This window comes from Bradyrhizobium sp. CCBAU 11357 (assembly GCF_028128865.1).
In the GTDB taxonomy this organism is placed as follows: domain Bacteria; phylum Pseudomonadota; class Alphaproteobacteria; order Rhizobiales; family Xanthobacteraceae; genus Bradyrhizobium.
On record NZ_LBJW01000113.1, the window covers coordinates 249,186 to 270,026 of the forward strand.

General features: G+C 65.3%; 21 protein-coding genes and 1 pseudogene. 4 read left to right on the plus strand and 18 right to left on the minus strand.

Annotated elements, in window-relative coordinates:
- Positions 1-99 precede the first annotated feature (99 nt).
- The 5 genes from XI05_RS36990 to XI05_RS37010 form a co-directional block, all read right to left on the minus strand.
- On the minus strand, positions 100-756 hold the full coding sequence (locus XI05_RS36990) for a pyroglutamyl-peptidase I (RefSeq protein WP_271510918.1): 657 nt from the start codon (positions 754-756) through the stop codon (positions 100-102).
- Positions 753-1,742 (minus strand): methylmalonyl Co-A mutase-associated GTPase MeaB, encoded by a 990-nt coding sequence (gene meaB / locus XI05_RS36995; protein WP_271510920.1) that lies wholly within the window; start codon positions 1,740-1,742, stop codon positions 753-755. Before meaB ends, XI05_RS36990 begins: the two co-directional genes overlap by 4 nt.
- A gap of 51 nt (positions 1,743-1,793) precedes the next feature.
- Positions 1,794-3,305 carry a tripartite tricarboxylate transporter permease gene (locus tag XI05_RS37000; protein ID WP_271510923.1) on the minus strand — a complete coding sequence of 504 codons (1,512 nt, stop codon included), beginning with the start codon at positions 3,303-3,305 and terminating at the stop codon, positions 1,794-1,796.
- A gap of 4 nt (positions 3,306-3,309) precedes the next feature.
- Positions 3,310-3,801 carry a tripartite tricarboxylate transporter TctB family protein gene (locus XI05_RS37005; protein ID WP_271510925.1) on the minus strand — a complete coding sequence of 164 codons (492 nt, stop codon included), beginning with the start codon at positions 3,799-3,801 and terminating at the stop codon, positions 3,310-3,312.
- Positions 3,802-3,964: 163 nt separating this feature from the next.
- Entirely contained in the window at positions 3,965-4,957 is a 993-nt protein-coding gene (locus XI05_RS37010; protein ID WP_271510928.1) for a tripartite tricarboxylate transporter substrate binding protein, read from the minus strand.
- Between the two features lie 134 nt (positions 4,958-5,091).
- Here XI05_RS37010 and XI05_RS37015 point away from each other — a divergent pair, with 134 nt between their 5' ends.
- Positions 5,092-5,649: an SRPBCC family protein gene (locus tag XI05_RS37015; RefSeq protein ID WP_271510931.1), complete on the plus strand. Its 558-nt coding sequence runs from the start codon at positions 5,092-5,094 to the stop codon at positions 5,647-5,649.
- A 10-nt stretch (positions 5,650-5,659) separates the two neighbouring features.
- Here XI05_RS37015 and XI05_RS37020 read toward each other — a convergent pair whose 3' ends face one another.
- From XI05_RS37020 to XI05_RS37075, 12 genes and pseudogenes are all read right to left on the minus strand, one after another.
- The gene (locus XI05_RS37020; protein ID WP_271510934.1) at positions 5,660-6,433 is read right to left on the minus strand and encodes an RsiV family protein; all 774 of its coding nucleotides are present in this window, start codon (positions 6,431-6,433) and stop codon (positions 5,660-5,662) included.
- Positions 6,430-6,890: pseudogene (locus tag XI05_RS39585) on the minus strand (HepT-like ribonuclease domain-containing protein). The gene XI05_RS37020 and the pseudogene XI05_RS39585 overlap by 4 nt, the downstream one beginning before the upstream one ends.
- Positions 6,775-7,071 (minus strand): nucleotidyltransferase family protein, encoded by a 297-nt coding sequence (locus XI05_RS37030; RefSeq protein ID WP_271510940.1) that lies wholly within the window; start codon positions 7,069-7,071, stop codon positions 6,775-6,777. Before XI05_RS37030 ends, XI05_RS39585 begins: the two are co-directional and overlap by 116 nt.
- A gap of 35 nt (positions 7,072-7,106) precedes the next feature.
- Positions 7,107-9,263 carry a methylmalonyl-CoA mutase gene (scpA, locus tag XI05_RS37035; RefSeq protein ID WP_271510945.1) on the minus strand — a complete coding sequence of 719 codons (2,157 nt, stop codon included), beginning with the start codon at positions 9,261-9,263 and terminating at the stop codon, positions 7,107-7,109.
- On the minus strand, positions 9,260-9,691 hold the full coding sequence (locus tag XI05_RS37040; RefSeq protein ID WP_271510948.1) for a hypothetical protein: 432 nt from the start codon (positions 9,689-9,691) through the stop codon (positions 9,260-9,262). The genes scpA and XI05_RS37040 overlap by 4 nt, the downstream gene beginning before the upstream one ends.
- Before the next feature lie 30 nt (positions 9,692-9,721).
- Entirely contained in the window at positions 9,722-10,186 is a 465-nt protein-coding gene (locus tag XI05_RS37045; RefSeq protein ID WP_018647959.1) for a GFA family protein, read from the minus strand.
- The gene (locus XI05_RS37050) at positions 10,183-12,054 is read right to left on the minus strand and encodes a methylmalonyl-CoA mutase family protein (protein WP_271510952.1); all 1,872 of its coding nucleotides are present in this window, start codon (positions 12,052-12,054) and stop codon (positions 10,183-10,185) included. Before XI05_RS37050 ends, XI05_RS37045 begins: the two co-directional genes overlap by 4 nt.
- A gap of 81 nt (positions 12,055-12,135) precedes the next feature.
- Positions 12,136-12,627 (minus strand): 2-amino-4-hydroxy-6-hydroxymethyldihydropteridine diphosphokinase, encoded by a 492-nt coding sequence (folK, locus tag XI05_RS37055; RefSeq protein WP_271510954.1) that lies wholly within the window; start codon positions 12,625-12,627, stop codon positions 12,136-12,138.
- Positions 12,627-12,995, minus strand: coding sequence for a dihydroneopterin aldolase (folB, locus tag XI05_RS37060; protein ID WP_025035064.1), 369 nt, complete (start codon positions 12,993-12,995; stop codon positions 12,627-12,629). Before folB ends, folK begins: the two co-directional genes overlap by 1 nt.
- Positions 12,992-13,852 (minus strand): dihydropteroate synthase, encoded by an 861-nt coding sequence (gene folP / locus XI05_RS37065; RefSeq protein ID WP_271510957.1) that lies wholly within the window; start codon positions 13,850-13,852, stop codon positions 12,992-12,994. The genes folB and folP overlap by 4 nt, the downstream gene beginning before the upstream one ends.
- Before the next feature lie 192 nt (positions 13,853-14,044).
- On the minus strand, positions 14,045-14,452 hold the full coding sequence (locus XI05_RS37070) for a DUF4332 domain-containing protein (RefSeq protein ID WP_025035066.1): 408 nt from the start codon (positions 14,450-14,452) through the stop codon (positions 14,045-14,047).
- Between the two features lie 24 nt (positions 14,453-14,476).
- Positions 14,477-14,842: a DUF2267 domain-containing protein gene (locus XI05_RS37075; protein ID WP_271510960.1), complete on the minus strand. Its 366-nt coding sequence runs from the start codon at positions 14,840-14,842 to the stop codon at positions 14,477-14,479.
- A 337-nt stretch (positions 14,843-15,179) separates the two neighbouring features.
- Here XI05_RS37075 and XI05_RS37080 point away from each other — a divergent pair, with 337 nt between their 5' ends.
- The 3 genes from XI05_RS37080 (at position 15,180) to XI05_RS37090 (ending at position 19,689) form a co-directional block, all read left to right on the plus strand.
- Positions 15,180-16,799 (plus strand): helicase HerA-like domain-containing protein, encoded by a 1,620-nt coding sequence (locus tag XI05_RS37080; protein ID WP_271510963.1) that lies wholly within the window; start codon positions 15,180-15,182, stop codon positions 16,797-16,799.
- A gap of 141 nt (positions 16,800-16,940) precedes the next feature.
- Entirely contained in the window at positions 16,941-18,269 is a 1,329-nt protein-coding gene (locus tag XI05_RS37085; protein ID WP_271510965.1) for a glycosyltransferase family 87 protein, read from the plus strand.
- A 25-nt stretch (positions 18,270-18,294) separates the two neighbouring features.
- Positions 18,295-19,689 (plus strand): M20/M25/M40 family metallo-hydrolase, encoded by a 1,395-nt coding sequence (locus XI05_RS37090; protein ID WP_271510968.1) that lies wholly within the window; start codon positions 18,295-18,297, stop codon positions 19,687-19,689.
- 292 nt (positions 19,690-19,981) lie between these two features.
- Here the strand turns inward: XI05_RS37090 and XI05_RS37095 are convergent, their stop codons facing one another.
- Complete coding sequence (locus XI05_RS37095; RefSeq protein ID WP_172784179.1) at positions 19,982-20,761, minus strand: class II aldolase/adducin family protein; 780 nt, start codon at positions 20,759-20,761, stop codon at positions 19,982-19,984.
- Positions 20,762-20,841 lie beyond the last annotated feature (80 nt).

Here is a 20,841-nt window from a genome sequence, read left to right on the forward strand (position 1 = left end):
AAGAGACGGTGCCGTAGGGTGGGCAAAGCGTAGCGTGCCCACCATTGTCAGCGCCCAAGCGATGCATGGTGGGCACGGCGCTGCGCGCCTTTGCCCACCCTACGAGACCGGCGCGTTCCGCGCTTTCCGTGCCAATTGCACCATCTCCATCAGCATTGCTTCCCCCGCATCCACCAGCTCCTCCAGCGTGATGCGTGGCGCTCCCTTGCGGCGCACGGCGCCGCTACGCGCGAGCAGCGGGATGTGGATGAAGGCCGCAAGCCGCGGCCCGCCCGCGTTCACGTGCTCGATCGCGCGCCAGCTCAGGTAGTTGCAGAGATAGGCGCCGGCATCGCGCGAGGGGCGCGCGTCGATGCCGGTGAGGCGCGCGGCGCGCAGCAGCCTTGCCGTGTGCGGGCCGAACATCATCGCGTGCGCATGGCCGGCGATGCCGCGCTTAGCCGAGCGGGTGTTGGCGGCATCGGGCCAGAGCATGGTGACGGCGTTGCGCGCCCGGGTCTCGATGCGCAGGTAAGGCGTGCGGGCGGCGAGGCCGAACATCAGCAGCGCGTCGGGCTTTTCCGCGGCGAGCACCTCAGGCAATTGGCGGTCGACCGCGGCATAGGTGACCGGGAAGATGTGGCTCGACAGCGCGACATCGTCGAGCGCGGGCCGGCGCAATTGCGCCAGCCGCGCCACCAGCGCTTGGGTCGGATTATAGGGCGCGCCGGGAAACGGACCGAAGCCGGTGAGGAGAATGCGGAGCTTGTCGCTCATTGCAGCAACTCCAGGATCTGCTCGGCGGCGAGCGCCGGCGTGAGATGGCCGGCGGCGACCTCGGCCTCGATCTTGCGGACTTTCGTTCGTACCGACGCCTCGCTGCGCAGCCGCGCCAGCATGCGCTGCTCCAGCATCGACCACATCCACTTCACCTGCTGCTCGCGCCGCCGCGCGGCGAAATCGCCGGACGCGTTCATCGCCTTGCGGTGATCCAGAACCTTCTGCCAGATCCTTGCGATGCCGTCGCCGGTCAGCGCCGAATAGGTCTCGACCGGCGGATGCCAATGCTCGGAGCGGGGGCTGAGGATATGCAGCGCGCCGCGATAGTCGGCCGCGGTGATCTTGGCGCGCTTGAGATTGTCGCCGTCGGCCTTGTTGATCGCGATCATGTCGGCGAGCTCGACCAGGCCCTTCTTGATGCCCTGCAGCTCGTCGCCGCCACCCGGCAGCATGAGGGCAAGGAAGAAGTCGGTCATGTCGCAGACGGCGGTCTCGGACTGGCCGATGCCGACAGTCTCGACCATCACGACGCCGAAGCCGGCGGCCTCGCACAGCAGCATCGCCTCGCGCGTCTTCGCCGCGACGCCGCCGAGCGTGCCGGAGGAGGGCGAGGGGCGGATGAAGGCGTCGTTCGCGGCCGACAGCTGCGCCATCCGGGTCTTGTCGCCGAGGATCGAGCCGCCGCTGCGCGCCGAGGACGGATCGACCGCGAGCACCGCGACCTTGTGGCCCTGCTCGATCAGATACGTTCCGAGCGCATCGATGGTGGTGGATTTGCCGACGCCCGGCGATCCCGTGATGCCGACGCGGAACGCCTTGCCGGTGTCGGGCAGCAGCATCTGCACCAGCTCCCGCGCCAGCGCCTGATGATCGGCGCGGCGGCTCTCCACCAGCGTGATGGCCCGGGCGAGGGCCGCGCGACTGCCGGCGCGAAGCTCCTTGGCGAGGGTCTTGATGTCGAGCGAGGCCTTCTTCTCAGTCATGCCCTGCTTTACAACGCCCGGGCGGGGCAGGCGAGGCCCGCCCGGGCGATATCACCGGGTCGTTGCGGCGACCGTGTGCGCTGGTTTCACCTTGCGCCAGACCCACACCATCACCGGCCACAGCAGCGCGCCGATCGCCATGGCAGCGAGGATGGCGGCGACGGGGCGCTCGAAGAAGGGCAGGATGCTGCCGTCGGACTTGATCAGCGAGGTGACGAAGGCCTGCTCGACCATGGTGCCCATGACGATGCCGAGCACCATCGCGGCGACGGGATAGCCGTTCGCCTCCATGACATAGCCGATCACGCCGAAGGCGGCGACAGTGACGACGCCGAACATGTTGTTGCCGATCGCGAACGAGCCGACCGCGCAGCACAGCATGATGATCGGCATGATGGCAGAGCGCGGCGCCAGCAGGATGTAGGCGGCGACCCGGATCATGGCGATGCCGAGCGGGATCATCAGGATGTTCGCGATGATGAACATCAGATAGATCGCGTACATGCTCGACGCCTTCTCGGTGAACAGCGTCGGGCCGGGATTGAGCCCCTTCATGTAGAGCACGCCGATCGCGATCGCGGCGATGGTGTCGCCGGGGATGCCGAACAGCAGCGAAGGCACCCAGCCCGAGGCGATGCTCGCATTGTTGCTGGCGCCGGCCTCGACCAGGCCCTCGACGTGGCCGGTGCCGAACTTTTCCGGCTCCTTGGAGAAGCGCTTCGACATTGCATAGGAGACCCAGGCGGCCATGTCGGCGCCGGCGCCGGGCAGCACGCCGATGATGATGCCGACGATGTTCCCGCGCGTCATCTGCCAGTGATAGAGCTTGGTCAGCCTCCACTGGCCGGCCATGATGCTCCCGAATTTTCGTCGCGGCAGGGGTGGTGGTTCCGGCGTCAGCATCGCGCGCATCACCTGCGCCACCGCGAACACGCCGACGAGGGCCGGGATCGGCTCGATGCCGCCGAACAGATCGGTGAGGCCGAAGGTGAAGCGCGGGATGCCGCCGGGATTCTCGATGCCGATGCAGGAGACGAGCAGGCCGATGAACATGCCGGCGATCGCCTTCACCGGCGAGGAACGCGCCACCAGGGTGGCGCACATCAGGCCGAGCAGCGCCAGCCAGAAATATTCGAAGGTCGAGAACGACAGCGCGATCTCGGCCAGCGGCGGCGCCAGGATCATCAGCGACAGCACGCCGGCGATGCCGCCGACGGCGGAGAACCAGACGCCGGCACCTAGCGCCAGCTCCGCCTGGCCTTTGCGCGTCATGGCGTAGGCTTCATCGGCATAGGCGGCGGAGGCAGGCGTGCCGGGGATGCGCAGCAGCGCGCCGGGAATGTCGCCGGAGAAGATCGCCATCGAGGAGGCCGCGACGATGGTCGCAATCGCCGCGATCGGCGACAGGTAGAAGGTGACGGGGACGAGCAGGGCGGTCGCCATCGTGGCCGAGAGGCCCGGCAGCGAGCCGATCACGAGGCCGTACACGGAGGCCGCGATCATCGCGATGATGACCTCCCAGGTGGAGATCAGCGCGAAGGCATCAATCAGGGTCTTCAGCATGGGATCACCAGGGCGCCGGCAACAGGCCGGCGGGCAGCGGCACGCGCAGCAGCTTGCCGAAGATCAGATGAATGGCGAACGGCGAGAGCATCGCGAGCGGCAGCGCCAGCTTCCACTTGGCTCCGAGCGCGGTCGAGGTGACGTAGACCATGATCGCCGCGGTGATGATGAATCCGAGCCGATCGGCGGCAAAGACGTAGAACAGCAGCAGCGCCGGCGGCAGCAGCGCGCGCAGGCCATAGAGCCTGCCCTGTGGTGGCGGAGCTGCCGCCTGGCCGTCCTCGAACGGCACCAGCTCTTCCTCCTCCTCGAAGGAATGGCCGATGCCGAACACGATCGCGAGCCCGCACAGCGCAAGGCCGCAGCCGATCACCAGCGGAAATACGTTGGGGCCGACCGGCTGCCCCGGCACCGGCGGCAGAATGTAGCCGCCATAGGCGGCAGCCGCGCCGAGCACGACGAGAAACGATCCCGTGACGGAGTCGGGAAGACGCATGAGGAGGGGCCCTGTGAGAGATGTTCTGCCTCGCGCGCGGCGGGCCTATCGAATATGCACTCCGTCATTGCGAGCGTAGCGAAGCAATCCAGAGTCGTTATGCGGAGGGATTCTGGATTGCTTCGCTGCGCTCGCAATGACGATGTGGCAAGAGCTCAGTCCTTCACGCCTTGCTCAGGCCCGCGGCCTTCATCGCCTCGCCCATCTGGGCATCGCCCTTGTCCATGAAGCCCGTGAAGTGGGCCGCATCGCCCCACACGGTGCCGAAGCCGCGATTGCTCATGAAGTCCTTGAACTCGGCGGAATCGTAGACCTTCTTCAGCGCCGCGGTGAGCTTCGTTGCGATCTCCGGCGGCAGGTTCTTCGGCCCGGCAATGCCGCGCCAGGCGCCGGTTGCGTAGTCGATGCCCATGGCCTCCTTCAGCGTCGGCACGTCCTTGAACACCGGGTTGCGCGCGGGCGCCATGATGGCGAGGCTCCTGGCCTTGCCGGCCTCGATGATCGCGCGCGCCTCCGGCACCGAGCAGGTGGTGAGGTCGAGACCGCCGGCGGCGAGATCCTGCATCGCGGGTGCTGCGCCATTCGACGGCACCCAGGCGACCTGGTTGGCAGGCAGGCCCATCGCCTGCATCCAGCCGACCAGCGCCAGATGCCAGATGCCGCCCTGGCCGGTGCCGGACGCCTTGAACTTCCCCGGAGGCGCCGCCTTGATCGCATCGGCGAGCTCCTTGACGGTCTTGTAGGGCGAGGAGGAGGAGACCTGGATGCCGGGCGGATCCTCGTTCATCAGCGCCAGCGGCGTGTAGCTCTTCGGCGTCAGGTCGGTGAGCCCTTGCCAGTGCATCATCGAGATTTCGACCGTGAGCATGCCGATGGTGTAGCCGTCGGGCTGCGCGGTCGCGATCGCGCTGTGGCCGACCACGCCGGAGCCGCCGGTGCGGTTGACCACGTTGAAGGGCTGGCCGAGGTCCTTCTCCAGCAGCGCCGCGACGATGCGCGCAGTGGCATCGGTACCGCCGCCGGCGCCCCATGGCACGATCACGGTGACCGGCCGGGCCGGATAGGCTTGCGCAAGTGCGGGCTTGAAGCCGAAAGCGGCGGATGCCGCGACTGCGGCGGTGGAAACCGCAAAGGTGCGGCGCGAAATCTTGGACATTGAATGCCTCCCAGCGGCGCCCGTGATGTCGGACGCTCTTGTCAACGCCGGCATTCTAGTCGGCTTTGCGTCACCGCTGCAAGGTAGCGCTACCAACTGGAAGCGCCATGTTGTGTGAAAGCCGACGACCGCGAATGGGGGCTCGGAAATCGGGTGGGTTTTGTCTGCGCGCGAAGCCAACTTCAGCGCGTAACGAAAAACCAAAGGCAAGCTATCGTATGACCCAAGCCTATTACAGCGCCGTGCTGGACCATCCGCTGAACGACGTCTGGTCGCTGATCCGCGATTTCAACAACTACCCCGCTTACATCGACGGGGTGAGCGAGAGCGAGATCGAAGATGACAAGGGCGGCGATGAAGTCGGCGCCATCAGGCGCTTCTGCTATCTCGGAAACTGGATCCGCCAGCGCCTGGTCGATCACTCGGACCGGCAGCACACCCTGACTTATGCCGGTCTCGAAGCGATACCATACCCGCAAGACGACGGCGGCCCGAGTCCGGCGCCGACGCGCTATCAAGGCACCATGCATCTGCGTCCGATCGTCGAAGGCGACCGCACCCTCATCGAATGGTCGGTCGCGCTCGAAACCGAAGCTGCGGACTCCGAGCGCTGGAAAGCCCTGTTTGCCTCCTGGATTCCCGATTGGACGGATTCACTGGCACGGACCCTGGCCCGGACCCGTCCGCGATAGTTAGCGTCGCTTACTGAGCGTCGTCGTCGCCTTTCGGCCGCGCACCGCCGAAGATGCGCGCGCCCTCTGCCGTGAGGTAAGGCTTCAGCGCCTCCCACGGCACGAATGCGACATACTCGCCCTCGGCGTAGGGACCGACGGCGTAGGGCGGATAGTAGAACGTGAGGCCGGAGCTCTTGCCGGCTTCAGTCGACGGCGCGAGCGTCACCGCGCCGATCTTCAGCAGGCTCGGTTTCAGCTCTTTGAACCATTCGTCGGTTGCGGTCTCGCCGGCGTCGCGTTTCTTCTTCTCGGCCTTGAGCGAGGTGATGATCGCCTTCACCATCGCCTTCATGGTGGCGCCGTTGTCCGCGGTCTCAGCGAAGAACGGGCGGATCGAGATGCGCTTGTTGTCGGCCTTGTCCCACAGGATCGTGTTCACGTCCGAATTGGGGTGTGCGCCGCGTGTGTTCATGTAGTCGTTGCGCAAGATGCTGACGTAACGGTCGGCAACGACGGAGCGGATCTCGTATTTGCGCTCAAACTCCCAGCCGCCCTCCCTGGAGAATTGCGGATCGGCTTTGCGCGCGGCGGCGGCTTCCGGGGCGTTCTTGTCGAGCCATTTCCTGCCCTCAGCGAGGCAGTCCGCCGCCAGCGCCGCATCCGCCTTGATCCCGTCATCGAGGAACACGCGCGCCTCGATGCTCTTGGTCTTGACGGTAGCGTCGGGCTTAAGATCGGCGGCGAGTGAGTGGGAAATGTTGATCAGCAGCAGCGCCAGGCTTAGTTTTAAGACGGAGTTCAAGCCTTCGGCTCCTCGGCGATCGTTCGAATAAAGGTTTCCAGCGGTGGGAGATCGTTTTCGATCATGTCCCATAGCAGGTCCGCATCGGTCCGATGGTAGGCGTGTCGCAGCCAGTTGCCCAAGTCGGCCAATCCCCTCCAATTGATGCTGGGATTGTTCGCTTTGACATCGTCAGGTATGAACGTGATGCTTCGCTGATCACCTCGAGCAATCGCTCGATTGCCAGACGCATGAAGACGTCTTGGGCAAAGGTCTTACGGCTGTGAGCAGCCACCGCCCGCCTGATCTTGTCCGTTGCATCCAGTATATGGCCAACGCGGTCAGCAAAAGTCGGGGGCACGTTAGAATACTTCGTAGATATCGTCTGCGATTCGCTCCGCAAATCCGGGAGAGATCGAGCGGCGAACAGTTGCTTGTGCCTGCAAGCCGGTCGCATCCTCGATAATGTGCTCGACATCGATCAAGTTGAGCAACGAAAAAGAGGTGTCCGGTTCGATCTCGACGAGAACATCGATATCGCTGTCAGGCCGATAATCGTCGCGGGCCCGCGAGCCGAAGATGGCGAGCTTCGACACGCCCTTGCCTTTGATGGCGTCCGCATTCTTGCGTATCGCAGCGATGATTTCGTCACGCGTCATGGACACACCTGGCCGTCACACGGCCAGTCTATCAGCTACTCCGCCGCCTCGCTATGCCCCAGCCGGGCGTTCAGCTTGCGGATCAGCTCCTCGGCGGCGTCCGCGATCACGGTGCCGGGCGGGAAGATCGCCTCCGCACCGGCGGCGTAGAGCGCATCGTAATCCTGCGGCGGCACCACGCCGCCGACGATGATCATGATGTCGTCGCGGCCCTGCTTCTTCAGCGCGGCCTTCAGCTCCGGCACGGCGGTGAGGTGGGCGGCGGCCAGCGAGGAGACGCCGAGGATGTGCACGTCGTTCTCGACCGCCTGCCGCGCGGCCTCATCCGCGGTGGCAAACAGCGGCCCGATGTCGACGTCGAAGCCGATATCGGCAAATGCCGATGCGATTACCTTCTGGCCGCGGTCGTGGCCGTCCTGGCCGATCTTGGCGACCAGGATGCGCGGGCGGCGGCCCTCGGCCTCCTCGAAGGCGTCGATCAGCGCCTGAACCTTGTCGACCTGGGTGCCCATGCTGGACGCCTCCCGCTTGTAGACGCCGGTGATGGACTTGATCTCGGCACGGTGCCGGCCGAACACCTTCTCCATCGCGTCAGAGATCTCGCCGACGGTCGCCTTGGCGCGTGCGGCGTCGATCGCGAGCGCCAGCAGATTGCCGTTGCCTTCGCCGGCCGAGCGCGTCAGCGCGGCGAGGGCGGCATCGACCTCCTGCTGCTTGCGTTCGGCCTTCAGCCGCTTGAGCTTGTCGATCTGAAGCCGGCGGACATTGGTGTTGTCGACCTTCAGGATCTCGATCCTGTCCTCGTCGGTCGGCTTGTACTTGTTGACGCCGATCACCGCCTGCTTGCCGGCGTCGATCCGCGCTTGGGTCTTGGCCGAGGCCTCTTCGATGCGCAGTTTTGGCACGCCGGCTTCGATGGCTTTTGCCATGCCGCCGAGCTCCTCGATCTCCTGGATATGGCCCCAGGCTTTGGCGGCGAGGTCGCGCGTGAGCCGCTCGACGTAGTACGAGCCGCCCCAGGGATCGATGATGCGGGTGGTGCCGCTCTCCTGCTGCAGGAATAGCTGGGTGTTGCGGGCGATGCGCGCCGAGAAATCGGTCGGCAGCGCCAGCGCTTCGTCGAGCGCGTTGGTGTGCAGCGATTGGGTGTGGCCTTGGGTGGCCGCCATCGCCTCGACCGTGGTGCGCATCACGTTGTTGAAGACGTCCTGCGCGGTCAGCGACCATCCCGAGGTCTGGCTGTGCGTGCGCAGCGACAGCGAGCGCGGGTCCTTCGGGTTGAAGGGTTTCAGCAGCTTCGCCCAGAGCAGGCGTGCCGCGCGCAGCTTGGCGACCTCCATGAAGAAGTTCATGCCGATCGCCCAGAAGAACGACAGGCGCGGCGCGAAGCGGTCGACGTCGAGCCCCGCGGCAAGTCCGGCGCGCAGATATTCGACGCCGTCCGCGAGCGTATAAGCGAGCTCGAGATCCTGCGTCGCGCCAGCCTCCTGCATGTGATAGCCGGAGATCGAGATGGAGTTGTACTTCGGCATCCTCGTGGAGGTGTAGGCGAAGATATCAGAGATGATCCGCATCGAAGGCGCCGGCGGATAGATGTAGGTGTTGCGCACCATGAACTCTTTTAAGATGTCGTTCTGAATGGTGCCCGACAGCTTCTCCGGCGGCACGCCCTGTTCCTCGGCGGCGGCGACGTAGAGCGCGAGGATCGGCAGCACCGCGCCGTTCATGGTCATGGACACGCTCATCTGGTCGAGCGGAATCCCGGCAAACAGCGTGCGCATGTCGTAGATGGAGTCGATGGCCACGCCGGCCATCCCGACATCGCCGCCGACGCGCGGATGATCGGAGTCGTAGCCGCGGTGGGTGGCAAGATCGAACGCGACGGAGAGGCCCTTCTGCCCGGCCGCGAGGTTGCGACGATAGAACGCGTTGGAATCCTCCGCCGTGGAGAAGCCGGCATATTGCCTGACGGTCCAGGGCTGGTTGACATACATGGTCGGGTAGGGGCCGCGCAGATAGGGCGCGATGCCGGGATAGGTCTCGAGGAAATCGAGCCCGGCGACATCGGCCTCGCCATAGGCGGGCTTCACCAGAATGCCCTCGGGCGTCAGCCACGGCTCGGCGCTGCCGGCTGGCGCTGTGGTTGCGGTCCGCTCGAAGGCGACGTCGGCAAAGTTCGGTATACGGCTCATGCGTGCAATCCTCGCCCGAAGAACGCTCCGGCGACCAGTCCAGATATCATTCCGATAGCAGAAAAAAGCTCCCAGGAATGCTGTGCATTGGGCAATACGCCCAGCGCAATCCAGGCGCATATGATGAGGCCACCGCCGACCAAGCCGATCAACGGAAATGCGAGCTGGGCCAGCATCGGCCGGCTACGCAGGAACGGATAAGCCAGGAGGAACAGCCCGAGCGTGACGGGGGTGGCCAGCACGGCCGCCAGGATGAAGCCGATCAGCAGGATCGGAAAGATGATGATGGCGATCAGCGAAAACGGAAAGCTCACGATGACGCCAAAAAGTGTCCCGGTCAGCGCGGCGGCGATCGTCGCTATCGCGCACAGGCCCATCATTCCGTACGTTTCCGTTGCGCGCATGCTGTCCTCGAACTGAACGGTCATGACGTCCGTAAGATTGCTCGCATCATTCGCTCAATCATGATCCGGATGCTGATGGCTGACGATGGTCGCCATCTTCTCCGGTCCGTAATTCTGTTGCGTGGTCTGGCTCGGCAGATTGGCGATGCCGACCACCCATCCGAGGCGGGATTCGGTGCCATATTGCCGGGTCGGCACCACGTGGTCCGGCCGGTCGAAGGCGCCGGTCATGATCTCGATGCGAGGACCGTCGATGCGGCGGAAGCTCAGGGGCGTGCCGCAGGCGGCGCAGAAATCGCGCATCGCGATCGACGAGGATTGGAACGCCGACGGCGTGCCCTTGGTCCAGGCAAAGTCCGTCTTCTCGATGTCGGCGAAGGAGGCAAACGGCGCGCCGCTGGCCTTCTGGCACATCCGGCAGTGGCAGATCGAAATCTTGTTCGGCGACGCCGTCAGCGCAAAGCGCACGGCACCGCATTGGCAGCCGCCGGTGAGAACGGGTTTGCTGGTCTCGGTCATGCCATTTCCATCCGTCGATAGGCGTCTTGCAACGTGGCAACCGCATCACCCCCGGCGAAGACAAAACCCGTGACGCCGGCGGCCCGCAGCGCCGCCTCTGCCTCAGCCGGGCGGCCTGCCAGATAGATATGTCGCCCGCCGGCCGATTGCAGGGCCTTCGCCGCAGCTTCGGCGTGTTCCGCATAGACCTTGTCGCTGGAACAAAGGCAGGCAAGCCTAGCGCCGGAGGCCTTGAAGGCCGCGGCCAGCTTGGCCGGATCGGCAAAGCCCTCGCTGTCGACGGCCTGGATGCCGCCGGCCTCGAAGAAGCTTTTCGCAAAGGTCGCGCGCGCCGTGAAATCGGCAGGCGTGCCGAGATTGGCCAAGAACACCTTTGGCCGCGCCCCGTCCGCTTTCAGCGCCGCATCGGATTTGTCGCGCAGCGCCTCGAACGGCGCCGCCAGCCGGATCGGCGGCAGCGCATCGAACTTGTATTTCTGTTCCCCGTAAGGCGCGAGCGTAACAGGCGTTGCCTTCAGCACCGCGGTTTCGCTCTCCTGCAAGTTCGGAAACTCGCTGGCGCCGGTCAGCACGTCGCGGCGCTTTGCGATATTGGCCTCGCGCGCCTTGCGAGTGGCCGCGACCTTGCTCTGGAACACGCCCTGCTGAAGCGCGGCGAACGCGCCGCCGGCTTTCTCGCTCTCCTGGAACAGCGCCCAGGCCGCATCGCACAGCTGCGCCGTCAGCGTCTCGATGCCGCCGGCGCCTGCCGCGGGATCGCTGACCTTGGCGAGATTGCTTTCCTCCAGCAGCAGAAGCTGGGTGTTGCGCGCCACGCGCCGCGCGAACGGATCGGGCAGGCCGAGCGCCAGCGTATGCGGCAGCACGGTGATGGCATTGGCGCCGGCGAGCCCCGCGGCGAACGTCGCCATGGTCGCGCGCAGCATGTTCACGTGGGGATCGCGCTGCGTCAGCATGCGCCAGGCCGTATCGGCGGCGATGAACAGCGGTTTCGGCGTGAGCCCGCAAGCGGTCTCGATGCGCGCCCACAATAGCCGCAGCGCGCGGAATTTGGCCATGGTCAGGAATTGGTCGGCATCAGCGGCGAGCCGCGCATAGACCATGCCCTGCGCTGCTTCCAGCGGAATGCCCGCGCCTTCGATCGCGCGCAGATAAGCGACGCCGCAGGCGAGCACGAAGGCGAGCTCCTGCACCTCCGAGCCGCCGGCATCATTGATCACGCGGCCGTCGGCGGAGGCGAACGGCCCCTTGAAGCCGAGCCCGACGAGGCCCTTGACGGCGCCCGTGATCGCGGGGGCAATTTCGTCCCAGGTATAGGGGCTGTGGCCCCACACCGCTCCGGCCGCGAGCGGATCGAGCCCGAAGCGGATGTTGCAGGCGGCGGGATCGAGGCCGTTGCTCTTCACATATTCCGCGACATGGATCGCGGCCATCCGCGATTGCGGTCCGATCTCGAGCTCGATGCCGATCCCGGCGTCCAGATGAATGTCCTTCAAGACCTTTGCCACCGCGTCGGCTGAAGGTTCCAGGCCGAAACCGCGCGCGCCATTGGCGCCGGCGAACACCAGCGCAAGCCCGGTCGCGCCGTTCTCCAGATCCTGCAGCGCCTGCGCATTCGCGAGCGCCGCATCGGGATGGTCGATCCGCTGCACGATCTGCCACGGCGCGGCCGGCAGCCGGCCCACCACCGGCGCAACGCCCGTCGCACGCGGATAGAGCGGTTCGATCTTGATGCCGTCATAGGTCTTGCCGACCAGCTTCTCGAACGGCGCGCCCTTCAGCACGCCGTCGACCAGCTTGCGCCAGTCCTCAGGCGTAGCCTTGGGAAAATCCGCCGCCAGCGGCAGGTCGTCAGTCACGGAGGTCATGCGGCGCGGGGCTCCCGAACGTCTTGTTATTCGCAGGCGAAATTGCCACGGCGGACCGTTCCTGCAAACGGTTGTTTTTCGTTAACCGGTATCCGGAAGCCGCTCAATGCCTTGCGTCGAGACGCTGGCAAGCCCGTCGCGCACACGAATGCCCGAGATCACGCGGTCCGGTGCGATTTCGGCCAGCGGCACCAGCACGAAGGCGCGTTCGAACAGGCGCGGATGCGGCAGCGTCAGGTCGGGCTTCTGCAAGGAGACATCGTCGTAGGCGATCATGTCGAGATCGAGCGTGCGCGGACCCCAGCGCCGCGCCTTGGTTCGCGTGCGGCCGAACTTCTGCTCGACTTTCTGCAGCACGAACAATAGCGCGTGCGGATCGAGACTGGTCTCGATCTCGATACAGGCATTGATGAAGGGATCCTGGTTCTCGTCGCCCCAGGGCGGGGTCGTATAGTCGGACGAGCGCGCGATCAGCGCCGCCTGTGCCATGCCGCAGATATGCGCGATCGCCTTTTTGAACGTCGCACGGACATCGCCGACATTGCCGCCCAGCGCGATCAGCACGCTCGCCATCAGGGATGCCGCGAGCGTGTCAGCACGATGCCGACATCGTCGAAGATCGCGGCGATCGGCGCGTGCGGCTTGTGCACCGTGACCTTCACGGCGCGGATGCGCGGGAAGTGCGACAGGATCGCATCGGCCACCGCGCCGGCCGCGCGCTCCAGGAGCTTGTAATTGGTGTTCTTGAACGCTGCCGTCGTGGTCGCCACGACTTCAGCGTACGACACCGTGTCGGCGAGCCGGTCGCTGCGCGCAGGCTCCGACAGGTCGGTATAGAGCTCGAGATCGATGACGAAACGCTGACCGACCTCGGTCTCGTGATCCATCACGCCGTGGCGGGCATGGATCGACAGGCCAGTGACGAAGATCGTGTCGGTCATTGCTTGCTCTCGATGGCATGCGCCACCCGCAGGGCCTGCAGGGTTTCGGCGACGTCATGGGTCCGGATGATCTTGGCACCGCGCTGCGCGGCGATCAGATGCGCCGCGATCGAGCCGGCGAGCCGCTCCGAGGGCTCCGACGGCGACACCGTGGCGATGAAGCGTTTTCGTGAGGCGCCGACCAGGATCGGCAGGCCGAACATGTCGAGCTCGCGCAAGCGCGCCAGCGCGGTCATGCTCTGCTCGGCGGTCTTGCCGAAGCCGATCCCGGGATCGAGCACGATCTTGTCGCGCGCGATGCCGGCGTTTGCGGCGAGATCCAGCGAGCGCAGGAAGAATGTCTTGATGTCCGCGACGATGTCGATGGCGGGATCGACGCTGTCGCGGTTGTGCATGACGATGACCGGGGCGCCCCTGGCGGCGATTAGCGGCGCCATCTCGGCGTCGCGTTGCAGGCCCCAGACGTCGTTGGCGATCGCGGCGCCCTGGTCGAGCGCGAAGGCCACCACCTCCGCCTTCATGCTGTCGATCGAGACGGGCACACCGAGTGCCACGACGTCCGATAGCACCGGCTTCAGCCGCGCGAGCTCCTCCGCCGCCGTGACCGGCCGGGCGCTCTTGTAGGGCCGGGTGGATTCGGCGCCGATATCGATGATGTCGACGCCGGCGGCGATCATCGCCCGCGCCCGCTCCAGCGCCCGCGCGGGCGCGACGAACTCGCCGCCGTCGGAGAAGGAATCCGGGGTGATGTTGAGCACGCCCATCACCGCAGGAAGCGGCCGGCCCACGAGCGTCCGCAGCGCGTCGATCCCGGCCGAGCCGGCCGGCGGGACGGAAGGGGAGGGCGAGGCATTCATGCGGCCCGCTTTGCGCGGTCGCGAAGAGGGTGTCAAGATCAACACCCTCCCTGTCATTGCCCGCGAAGGCGGGCAATCCAGTATTCCGAGGCAGTGCGGTGATACGGAGGAACTACGGCGTACTGGATACCCCGCCTTCGCGGGGTATGACACCGACAGCTATGCTGCAGGTCGTACGCCGACACGTCCGGCTTAATACGTAATCTTCGGCGGCAGCTTCTTGGCCTTGGCGATGATGTCGCCGACCGACTTCTCGGAAGGCAGGAGGCGGACGAGCTTCTTCTTCTCGTTGGCCTCGCGCATGCTCTGCGCCAGCCTCGCCGGATTTCGATAGGCGAGTTCGCGCACGGTGGTGACGCCGGCGGCGCGGACGAGCCCGACCTTGGCCCTGCCCATGCCGGGGATGCGCATGTAGTCGGAGACGTTGGCCCATTCCAGCAATTGCTGCTCGCTGATGCCCGTCTTGGCCGAAAGCGCCTTGCGGCCCTTCACCGTGGAGGCCGCCTCGAGCAGCGCGTCGGTGGTGCGGATTCCTTGCGCCTTCAGCTTGTTGGCGGCAAAGGCCGGCAGGCCCTCAATCTCGGAGATCGGATATGTCATGATGCTCGATATGAAAAGCGTCGCTCAGGCGAACTGGCTGAGGCCCGGCGTCCCCGCAATGATCTTGCCCATCTGATCCGCTCCGATTTTGTCTCGCCCGTAGCGGAAAAGTTCACGGGCGACGTTTTGAATCTCGGACATGCCGAGCCCGAGGCTCATCAGGCGCGTGCCGACGGCCATCAAGCCGCCGCCCATCAGCCGCGACAGGGCGCCACCGCTCTTGGACGCTTCGATCGCAGCTTCCGCTCCGGGGATCTGGTCGATCAGGGCCTGCACGCTGTCGGAAGGACCCTCGTTGCGAAGGAAGGCCAGGATGATGCCGAGGGTCTTTTCAGCGACAGCACCATCTATGCTGGCGTTTGTCGCCAGCCGTCCGATCAGCTCGTCCATAAGACCCGCCCCTCAGCCGGTTTACATTCCGGAATATTGCTTTCGAAAACGATCTTGAGCCGGTGTGACGTGAAATACAAGCGATGAACGCATGCGCCGTCGCGAACGCGCGAAAAGTGTTGCCGCCGTGCAAGAGCCTAGAACGAATCGGCGAAAAATTGCCGCGTTGCGAACGCCGCGTTCCGACTTTCGGCTGATCTCGCCCATCGGTGTCCGACAATGTCGCATGCGCAGGGGCCGCTGACCGATTTAATCGGCGCGCGAGATGCGTTAAACTACGGAACTGGTGCATTTGAGTTTCAATACGCGAAACTCAGCAGAGAGATCAGAGAGAATAATGACCGCACAGGACAGCAAGCTCGGCGATACCGACGCCAAGATCTTCGTCGGCAAGGGAGACGAGCAGGCCTGGCTGACGCTTGCGCTCGCCAATCGCCATGGCCTCGTCACGGGTGCAACCGGAACCGGCAAGACCGTGTCGCTGCAAGTGATGGCGGAAGGATTTGCACGCGCCGGTGTTCCGGTCTTCGCGGCCGACATCAAGGGCGACCTCGCCGGCATCTGCCAGATCGGCGAACCCAAGGACTTCATCGTCAAGCGCGCCACCGAAATGGGGCTGAAATTCCAGCCCGATCAGTTCTCGACGGTGTTCTGGGACGTATTCGGCGAGCAGGGCCACCCCGTGCGTGCGACCGTCACGGAAATGGGGCCGCTTCTGCTCGCGCGCATGCTCGATCTGAACGACGTGCAGGAAGGCGTGCTCAACGTTGCCTTCCGCGTCGCCGACGACAACGGCCTGACCTTGATGGACATGAAGGATCTGCGGGCGCTGCTCGACGCCATCGTGCCCGACAGCGGAAAGAAGGCTGCGGACGCGGAGCAGGACCCGCTTGCCGCCATCCGCAAGGCCGCTCAGGGGTTCGGCAACGTCACCAAGGCGACCGTCGGCACCATCCAGCGCCAGCTCCTGGTACTGGAAAACCAGGGCGGCACCAAATTCTTCGGCGAGCCGGCGCTGACGCTCAAGGACTTCATGAAGACCGACAGCGACGGCCGCGGCATGGTCAACATCCTGGTCGCCGACAAGCTGCTCCAGAACCCGAGGCTATACGCGACCTTCCTGCTCTGGATGTTGTCGGAGCTGTTCGAGGAGCTGCCCGAAGCCGGCGATCTGCCCAAGCCGAAGCTGGTGTTCTTCTTCGACGAGGCGCATCTGTTGTTCAATGACGCGCCCAAGGCGCTGATGGACAAGATCGAGCAGGTGGTCCGCCTGATCCGCTCCAAGGGCGTCGGCGTCTACTTCGTGACGCAAAACCCGATCGACGTGCCCGACCGCGTGCTCGGACAATTGGGCAACCGGGTGCAGCACGCTTTGCGTGCCTTCACCCCGCGCGACCAGAAGGCGGTCGCCGCTGCGGCGCAGACCTTCCGGCCCAACCCGAGGCTCGACACCGCAAAGGTGATCACGGAGCTCGGCAAGGGCGAGGCGCTGGTGTCCTTCCTCGAGGGCAACGGCACGCCTTCGATGGTGGAGCGGGTGATGATCCGGCCGCCGTCGGCCCGCATCGGACCAATCACGCCGGACGAGCGCAAGGCGATCATGGCGGCAAGCCCGGTGAAGGGCAAATATGATACGGCCGTCGATGCCGAGTCCGCCTACGAGATGATCCAGAAGCGCATTGCCGGCACGGCGGCGACCGCCGACGGCCCCGCGGGCGGCGGCGGCGGCGTTCTCGGCCAGATCGGCTCGATCGTCGGCACCATCTTCGGCACCAACGTCAAGCGAGGCCGTCTGTCGACCGGCCAGGTCATCGCCCGCGACGTGACGCGATCGGTCACCAACCAGGTGATCGGCGGGATGGCCGCCAATCTCGGCAAGTCGATCGGCGGTCAGCTCGGCGGCTCGATCGGTCGCACGCTGGTCCGCGGCGCGCTCGGCGGATTGCTGCGGCGGTAGGCAGAACGCCCCACGGCAACGCAATCGATCGACCGCTCCCGCGATCTGGGAAGGGCCGAACGTCACACATTCAGGTGAGGGGACTCTCCAAGCCCTTGCCGGTCTGCTACGTCCTGTGTCATCGCCGCTCAGGACCGCACCGTGACCACGTCCTCCCCGTTAGCCAAGCCTGACCTGCCCAGACGCCCGTCGTTTCGGGCGCCGCTGGATCTGCTTTTTCTGTTCTGCTGCATCCTCCTGGCCGCCGACGTGCTCGTTCCCGAGATTTTCGGACGCGGCAAGACCAAGGACTATTCGCTCTGGTACTGGGCTGGACAGCAGGTGTTGCAGGGTGAGCCGCTCTATCCTGCCGCGCCCGAGGACTATTTCGATTTCATCTATCCGCCGCTGCCGGCGATCCTGCTGGCGATCCCGAGCTGGTTCGGCAAGATCCCGCTCTATGTCGTCCTGTCGATCCTGAACGCCGTGGCGTGGTGGTGCACCGGGGCGCTCTCCCAGGTCATGACCGGCTCGGGCCGCGCGCCGGGTCGGTGGCTGGAGGCGCTGCCGGTCGTCGTCACCGTGTCCTTCGTGTTCGACATGTTCGACCTCGGCCAGCCGAATCTCGTGCTGCTGGCGATGATGCTCTACGGCTTCTGGAGCCTGCGGCATCAGCGGTCGTGGCTCGCCGGCTTCATGTTCGCGCTCGCCATCGCCATCAAGGTGTTTCCAGTCGCGGTGCTGCCTTATCTGGCGTGGCGGCGCAAATGGGCCGCCCTTGTCAGCACGATCGTCTTCACCGGCATACTTCTCTACCTCGTGCCGGCGCCCATCCGCGGCTTCGAGCGCAACGCCGCCGAGCTTGCGAAATGGTACCAGGGCATGGTCGGGACGAGCTCGGAAAAAGGCTTTGGCCAGCGTGGCGAGCAGAACTGGTCGTGGGTCAACCAATCCCTGATTGCCGTCACGCATCGCCTGGTGCGGCCGATCAACTACAATCAGGACGATCCCAAGAAGCCGCCGCGCACCATGAACGTGATCGACGTCGACTACAGGACGGCGAACTGGATCGTGCTCGCGCTGTCGGCGCTGCTCGGGCTCGGCTTCGTCGCAATCATGCCGCGGCAAGCGCGGCGGTCGGCGCGCTCGGATGCCGAGGAGCTCGGCATCTTGTTCTGCCTCATGACGGTGGCCTCGCCTCTGGCCCGGCAATATTACTTCATGTGGTTGTTCTTCCCGATCACGGTGCTGATGCATCGCGCCGCCTTCGACGAGCGAGCGCATGTGCGCCTGGGAACCTGGCTCGCCCTGGGTGCCGCCGGCATCCTCATGCTGCTGTCGCTGCCGTGGTTTCCCATCGTGATCCAGGCCTGGGGCAACAACCTCGCTGCGACGGCGGTCGTCGCAGGGTGCCTCGCTTGGCACATCCGGCACCCGCCGCTTGCGGCTAGCCCCGAGGCCGCGCCGGCGCTAAAACCCGGGACCTCTTGAGACCCAACAATCAGGATTCGCACTCATGGCCAACGCGCAGCTCCAATCCGTGCTCGACCACATCGACAAGGATTTCGACAACAGCCTGGAGCGCCTGTTCTCGTTGTTGCGGATCAAGTCGATCTCGGCCGATCCCGCCTTCGCCGATGATTGCAAGGCTGCCGCCGAGCATCTCGCCAAGGACATCGCCAGCCTCGGTGTGGCCACCGAGGTGAGGCCGACCGCGGGCCATCCCGCCGTCGTCGGTAGGACCGGCGCGGGCGGACGGCCGCACGTGCTGTTCTACGGCCATTACGACGTGCAGCCGGTCGACCCGCTCGATCTCTGGCACCGTCCGCCGTTCGAGCCCGTCGTCACCGATCATGCCGATGGCCGCAAGATCATCGTCGCGCGCGGCGCCGAGGACGACAAGGGCCAGGTGATGACGTTCGTCGAGGCCTGCCGTGCCTGGAAGAAGGTGACGGGCTCGCTGCCGATCGACGTCACCTTCCTGATCGAGGGCGAGGAGGAGGTCGGCTCGAAGAACTTCGTGCCCTTCATCGAGGCCAACAAGGACGAGTTCAAGGCCGACTACGTGCTGGTGTGCGACACCGGCATGTGGGATCGCAACACGCCGGCGATCACGACCTCGCTGCGCGGCCTGCTCTATGAAGAGCTGAAGATCACCGCCGCCAATCGCGATCTGCATTCCGGCGTGTTCGGCGGCACGGCGATGAACCCGATCCGCCTGCTCACGAAAATCCTGGGCGGCCTGTTCGACGACGACAACCGCATCACCATTCCCGGCTTCTATGACGGCGTGAAGGACACGCCGCCCGACATCCTGGAGCAGTGGAAGAAGCTCGATTTCACGCCCGAGACCTTCCTCAAGCCGGTCGGGTTGTCGCTTCCGGCTGGCGAGAAGGGCAGGCTGCTGGTCGAGCAGGCCTCGACGCGTCCGACCTGCGACGTCAACGGCATCTGGGGCGGCTATATCGGCGAAGGCTCCAAGACCGTGATTCCCTCACATGCCTCGGCGAAGGTGTCGTTCCGTCTGGTCCAGGGCCAGGACCCGCAAAAGATCCGCAAGGCCTTCCGTGACTACGTGACGGCGCGCATTCCCGGCGACTGCAAGGTCGAGTTCGGCGACCATTCCGCCGCGCCCGCGGTCGCGCTCGACTGGACCATGAAGCCGCTCGCCGCCGCACGCAAGGCGCTGACGGAGGAATGGGGCAAGCAGACCGTGCTGATGGGCTCCGGCGCCTCGATCCCGATCGTCGCCGACTTCAAGCGCACGCTCGGCCTCGACTCGCTGCTGGTGGGGTTTGGCCTCGACGACGACAACATCCACTCGCCCAACGAGAAATACGACCTGCAGAGCTTCCAGAAAGGGATCCGCTCCTGGGCAAGGATCCTCGCCGCGCTGGCGGAGGTGAAATAGGCACGGTGCCGTAGGGTGGGCAAAGGCGCAACGCGCCGTGCCCACCATTCGTCCCGGATCGCGAGAGAAGGCGTGGGCACGCTCCGCTTTGCCCACCCTACAAGACCTCTCCCCGTCATTGCGAGCGCAGCGAAGCAATCCAGAATCTTCCGCGGCGACAGTCTGGATTGCTTCGCTGCGCTCGCAATGACGACCGGCCTCAAATAAAAACGCCGCCCGGGATTGGGCGGCGTTTCATTCCAAAAGGCGTAGAGGTTCGTTGAGTGTTACTCTACGCCAAATCCCGAAAATCTCAAGACCTGTAGCCGGGATTGACGCGGTCGAGCTTGCGCAGCAAGGGCGGCCACACGAGGTTGTTCGCGCGCAGCTCGGCGCGGTCGCGGTTCGACAACAGCTCGGTGTTCTTCTCGATCGCGATCTCCTCGACCGGGTAGACCGGCGTGCCGAGGGCGCGCGTGCGCACCTGCATCGAGCAGGCGCGTTCGAGGTGGTACATGCGCTCGAAAGCGGACGCGACCGAGCGGCCGACCGTCAGCGTGCCGTGATTGCGCAGGAGCATGTGGTTGTGGTCGCCGAGATCCTTCTGCAGTCGCGGCCGCTCCTCGTGGTCGAGCGCGATGCCTTCATAGTCGTGATAGGCGAGGTCGTGGGTGACGAGCTGGGCGGTCTGGTTCAGCGGCAGCAGCCCTTCCGCGCTGCTCGACACCGCGGTGCCGTCGAGGGTGTGGAGATGCAGCACGCAGATGGCGTCTTCGCGCACCTCGTGGATTGCCGAATGGATGGTGAAGCCGGCGGGGTTGATGCTGTACTCGCTCTCGGAGAGCTGGTTGCCGTGCAGGTCGACCTTGACGAGGCTGGAGGCCGTGATTTCCTCGAACATCAGCCCGTACGGATTGATGAGGAAGTGATGGTCGGGGCCGGGCACGCGTGCGGAGATGTGGGTGTCGACCAGATCGTCCCAGCCGTACAGCGCGACCAGGCGATAGCAGGCGGCGAGATTGACCCGTTGCTGCCACTCCGCCTCCGTCATGTTGGAGGGCACTTCCCTCACGCGGGCTTCTGCTGGCGACATGGCTGATCTCTCCGAACGTCGTTGTTGCGGGAAGCGAGCCTAGTCCTGCAAATGGCTTGCAGCAAGGTACACAATGCGCG

What these genes read in the sequence shown, in the direction of transcription:
- meaB (WP_271510920.1), bottom strand. Translation starts at nt 1,742, where the DNA reads ATGACTGAGAAGAAGGCCTCGCTCGACATCAAGACCCTCGCCAAGGAG.
- scpA (WP_271510945.1), bottom strand. Translation starts at nt 9,263, where the DNA reads ATGAGCCGTATACCGAACTTTGCCGACGTCGCCTTCGAGCGGACCGCA.
- XI05_RS37075 (WP_271510960.1), bottom strand. Translation starts at nt 14,842, where the DNA reads ATGGACGAGCTGATCGGACGGCTGGCGACAAACGCCAGCATAGATGGT.
- XI05_RS37015 (WP_271510931.1), top strand. Translation starts at nt 5,092, where the DNA reads ATGGGGGCTCGGAAATCGGGTGGGTTTTGTCTGCGCGCGAAGCCAACT.
- XI05_RS37030 (WP_271510940.1), bottom strand. Translation starts at nt 7,071, where the DNA reads ATGACGCGTGACGAAATCATCGCTGCGATACGCAAGAATGCGGACGCC.
- folK (WP_271510954.1), bottom strand. Translation starts at nt 12,627, where the DNA reads ATGGCGAGCGTGCTGATCGCGCTGGGCGGCAATGTCGGCGATGTCCGT.
- XI05_RS37045 (WP_018647959.1), bottom strand. Translation starts at nt 10,186, where the DNA reads ATGACCGAGACCAGCAAACCCGTTCTCACCGGCGGCTGCCAATGCGGT.
- folP (WP_271510957.1), bottom strand. Translation starts at nt 13,852, where the DNA reads ATGAATGCCTCGCCCTCCCCTTCCGTCCCGCCGGCCGGCTCGGCCGGG.
- XI05_RS37050 (WP_271510952.1), bottom strand. Translation starts at nt 12,054, where the DNA reads ATGACCTCCGTGACTGACGACCTGCCGCTGGCGGCGGATTTTCCCAAG.
- XI05_RS37070 (WP_025035066.1), bottom strand. Translation starts at nt 14,452, where the DNA reads ATGACATATCCGATCTCCGAGATTGAGGGCCTGCCGGCCTTTGCCGCC.
- XI05_RS37000 (WP_271510923.1), bottom strand. Translation starts at nt 3,305, where the DNA reads ATGCTGAAGACCCTGATTGATGCCTTCGCGCTGATCTCCACCTGGGAG.
- XI05_RS37010 (WP_271510928.1), bottom strand. Translation starts at nt 4,957, where the DNA reads ATGTCCAAGATTTCGCGCCGCACCTTTGCGGTTTCCACCGCCGCAGTC.
- folB (WP_025035064.1), bottom strand. Translation starts at nt 12,995, where the DNA reads ATGACCGACACGATCTTCGTCACTGGCCTGTCGATCCATGCCCGCCAC.
- XI05_RS37090 (WP_271510968.1), top strand. Translation starts at nt 18,295, where the DNA reads ATGGCCAACGCGCAGCTCCAATCCGTGCTCGACCACATCGACAAGGAT.
- XI05_RS37005 (WP_271510925.1), bottom strand. Translation starts at nt 3,801, where the DNA reads ATGCGTCTTCCCGACTCCGTCACGGGATCGTTTCTCGTCGTGCTCGGC.
- XI05_RS37095 (WP_172784179.1), bottom strand. Translation starts at nt 20,761, where the DNA reads ATGTCGCCAGCAGAAGCCCGCGTGAGGGAAGTGCCCTCCAACATGACG.
- XI05_RS37080 (WP_271510963.1), top strand. Translation starts at nt 15,180, where the DNA reads ATGACCGCACAGGACAGCAAGCTCGGCGATACCGACGCCAAGATCTTC.
- XI05_RS37040 (WP_271510948.1), bottom strand. Translation starts at nt 9,691, where the DNA reads ATGACCGTTCAGTTCGAGGACAGCATGCGCGCAACGGAAACGTACGGA.
- XI05_RS36990 (WP_271510918.1), bottom strand. Translation starts at nt 756, where the DNA reads ATGAGCGACAAGCTCCGCATTCTCCTCACCGGCTTCGGTCCGTTTCCC.